The sequence below is a fragment of the Brevundimonas sp. TWP2-3-4b1 genome (genome assembly GCF_049897665.1).
Lineage (GTDB): Bacteria > Pseudomonadota > Alphaproteobacteria > Caulobacterales > Caulobacteraceae > Brevundimonas > Brevundimonas subvibrioides_B.
In genome coordinates, this window is sequence record NZ_JAFCWQ010000055.1 from 1 (window position 1) to 3,282 (window position 3,282).

At 66.3% G+C, this 3,282-nt stretch carries 3 protein-coding genes and 1 pseudogene; 2 read left to right on the forward strand and 2 right to left on the reverse strand.

All coding sequences use genetic code 11. The features are described 5' to 3' along the window. On the forward strand, positions 1 to 129 hold a 129-nt coding region (locus tag ACP7A5_RS17835; RefSeq protein ID WP_426041549.1), incomplete at its 5' end, for a hypothetical protein. Positions 130 to 326: 197 nt separating this feature from the next. On the opposite strand, the pseudogene ACP7A5_RS17840 reads toward ACP7A5_RS17835, so the two are convergent. Together ACP7A5_RS17840 and ACP7A5_RS17845 are read right to left on the reverse strand one after the other, a co-directional pair. After that, positions 327 to 739, reverse strand: a pseudogene (locus tag ACP7A5_RS17840) (DDE-type integrase/transposase/recombinase); the annotation flags it as partial. A gap of 71 nt (positions 740 to 810) precedes the next feature. Continuing rightward, entirely contained in the window at positions 811 to 1,623 is an 813-nt protein-coding gene (locus ACP7A5_RS17845) for a hypothetical protein (RefSeq protein WP_426043147.1), read from the reverse strand. An 86-nt stretch (positions 1,624 to 1,709) separates the two neighbouring features. On the opposite strand from ACP7A5_RS17845, the gene ACP7A5_RS17850 reads away from it, so the two are divergent. Next, entirely contained in the window at positions 1,710 to 2,783 is a 1,074-nt protein-coding gene (locus tag ACP7A5_RS17850; RefSeq protein WP_426043146.1) for an AraC family transcriptional regulator, read from the forward strand. Positions 2,784 to 3,282 lie beyond the last annotated feature (499 nt).

Sequence of the window (3,282 nt, forward strand, 5' to 3'; positions counted from 1 at the left end):
GGCGACACCAACCAGCACGGCATGGAGGGCGTGAAGTTCTGGACCAAGGTCAAGACCATCACCGCCCGCTGGCCGGACAGTGACCTCGAGCACGCCGATAGCTCGTTCGTGATCCCGACCATGGGGTAATGCGGAATGTCTCCTCCCGGCTCTGTCAGCCCAAACTTAGCTCGGCGGTAATCCAGGCTGGCTAGCGTCGCCGGCATGGCTAAATCGACCAACCCGTTCCGCTATTTCGACAGCTCGCCGGAGGTGATCCGGACGGTGGTGATGAGGGGTTGACAGGTTAACCGGGCGAAGTCGAAAAGCGCCCTACCCGTCTCGCTTCAGGCAACCGCCGCCGCCCATGCGGCATCAGCATCGGCGCGGGAGCGGCGAAGTGTGGATCTGCTGATCAAATGGCGTTGGATGTTGAAGGTGTTGTAAATCGCCGCGTGGGTGGTGAGGAATCTCTGGGCCGAGGCTTGGGATTTGAACCGCTGCTGCTGTCGCTCTCGTCGTCGGATCGGCAGGTGCGAGTTCTCTGCTCGATTGTTCTCCCGAAGCCGGCGGGGTCGGTGCAGGTGGCGCAGATCCAGCTGATCCAGAGCCGCGCCGTATGAGGCCAGGCCGTCCGTCGTGATCGTCTGCGGGGCTCCACCGGCTGGTTGTGAAGGAGCCGCCGGAGCAGCTTCAAAGCCGCCTCTTTATCCCGCTGGCGCTGGACCAGGACGTCGAGGACCTCGCCTTCGTCATCGACCGGATCTTGTCCTGACAACACCATGGCGGGCCAAGCAGAGTCTCAGGCTGCAAACTCCGACCTCGGGACCCTCAGGCCGCGACCGCCGCCCTCACCCGCCGACGGCGCCAGTCGTCGAAGCGGACCTTGCCCAGCCAGAACAGCATGACCGGCAGCGGCGCCAGGGCGAGAACGGGCAGCAGAACGGAGTCCCGCAAGGCCTCGGGAAACACCTGCGGCTGGCCGAGGAAGAACGACCCCGAGGCGATGAACAGCGAAAAGCACATCCGCCACAGGTGCCGGGCGATCCGCGAGAGGTTGGACAACTGCTTGCGCACGAGCAGATGCAACTCACCCGCCGCTGCGAAGACCCCGGCGATGGTGAAGAGCAGGAAAGCCTGCGGCGGCGAGCCGTCCACCGTGCCGCTGGGACTGGCTGCGCCCATCCGCATGAAGATCACGCCGGCGGCGGTAATGGAGAGGGCGATGATCAGCCCGATGACCTCCGGGGCGCCGGCCTTCACGTCCCGCCGTCGAGCCGCCATGGCGCCACTGACCAGAAGGTACAGCGCCATGACGCCGGCAACGAAATTGGGCCGCTGTCCGGTTTCAAGGAACGGCGCCACGCCCGCGCCGATGGCATAGGCCGTGAACATCGCCAGAAAGAACACCGATCCCGCCGCGCGGTGGATCCGCTGGCCCTTGCGCGAAGCCAAGGCGACGACGCCGGTGACCATCCCGATCGCCCCGCCTGCGATATGCGCCCACAGCAGGGCGTTGGCGCCGAGATGCATCCAGGCCGGATCGCCGGGCCTGGCCTCAAGACTGTCCGCCAACGCGGTCGACGGCAACAGCGCAGCGGCGACGGCCAACAGGACGGGCAAGACAGGAATTCGAGGTGTCATGGACCCATTCTTGTCGATAGGCCCGGCCGGCGCCATGATCGTCCGTTCCGCGCGCATGATCGCTCGTAACACCGGGGGCCGGGTCGATGTCGAACCTGACGACGTCAGCAGGCGTAGCCGCCGGCCTGATCGCGTTCGCCGTCCAGCGGGGCGCTGATCGTGCGGCGTTGATGGCCCGGGCTGGCCTGCGCCCCGTCGACCTGGAGGACCCCGACGCCCGCCTGGCGTTCGAGACGTATATGGCGCTGATGCGCGCGGCCCAGGACCTCTGCGACGACCCGGCGCTGGCGCTTCATTTCGGCGAGGCCGTCGACCTGGCGGAGGTGTCGATCGTAGGGCTGATCATGAATGCCTCGGCCACCATGGGTGAAGCGTTCGCCCAGATGCAGCGCTTCGGCCGGCTGACGCTTGAGACCGAGGGGCTCAACGACGGGCCGCGCTTCGCGCTGACCGCGCGCGTCGGCCAGCTATGGATGGTCGACACGCGCGTTGATCCCGACGCCTTCCCCGAACTGAGCGAAGGCGCCTTTGTACGGCTCGTCTGCGGCCCGCGCCGCTTCCTGCCCGAGCCGCACGTTCTGGAGGTGCAATTTTCCCACCCGGCGCCGGCCTGGAGAGCCGAGTACGACCGCATCTTCCAGTGCCCGGTGTCCTTCTCCAGCGGCTGGAACGCCATGCGGCTCGACCCGCGCATCGCGACCTGGCCGGTGGCGCTTCAGCCGCGCTATGTGTTCGGCGTCCTGACCCAGCGCGCCGACGGCCTGCTCCAGGACCTCGAGGACCGAAAGACCGTCCGCGGCCGGGTCGAGGCCGTGCTGCTTCCGCTGCTGCACACCGGCGAGGTCGGCGTCGAGGCCGTCGCCCGCGCCCTCGGCTTTAGCCGCCAAACCCTGTTCCGCAAACTCAAGACCGAGGACGCCACCTACGAACAGGTGCTTGACGCCCTGCGCCACCGCATGGCGCTGCGCTATCTCGCCGGTGCCAGAGCCTCGGTCAACGAGACCGCCTACCTCGTCGGCTTCTCCGAAGCCGCCGCCTTCTCCCGCGCCTTCAAACGCTGGACCGGCAAGAACCCCCGCGAGGTCCAGCCGACCAAGGTGGCCGCTGCCGGCGATCTCCTTCACTCCGATCGGGCTACGCCGAAGGAACTGACAACCTAGGTCGCCGAGCCGAAAACGCCTCTCTCCTTCCCGATTCGGGCGGCCTGGATCGCCGCCGCCCAGGCGTGCTTTGCCTTCGCCGCAAGGTGCGGACTCGAGAGCGGGAAATCAGATGGGGCCGCAGATTGAAGGTGTTGAAGACCGGGCCGTGGCTGGAAAGGAACCGCTGGGCTTTTCACCCGACACACTCCCTAAAGGCCTAAGTCGCCAACCGCGGCTTTGGGTCGAAAGCGGCTATCGGCTTCCGGCCTGAAGCGGACCTTGGCCCCCTGCTTCACCTCAGTGCCATTCCATAAAACGGTACGGCGCGTTCGAATGCGGCGCGGACCGTCATGATCCTAGGTGGTGTGGACAAAGTGTCTGATCCACAGTCGGATGGATGTGGATCGGCGTGGAAAAGGGACCCCGTTAGCGGGGTGATCGGCGTCGAATAAGGACCCCTCATTCCTGATGTCTAACGATGGCTGCTTGGCGGATGTCAGGCGGCGAGTTCGGGATG

Excerpts from the sequence above, each read along its gene's own strand:
- ACP7A5_RS17845 (WP_426043147.1), bottom strand. The coding sequence starts at position 1,623 with ATGACACCTCGAATTCCTGTCTTGCCCGTCCTGTTGGCCGTCGCCGCT.
- ACP7A5_RS17850 (WP_426043146.1), top strand. The coding sequence starts at position 1,710 with ATGTCGAACCTGACGACGTCAGCAGGCGTAGCCGCCGGCCTGATCGCG.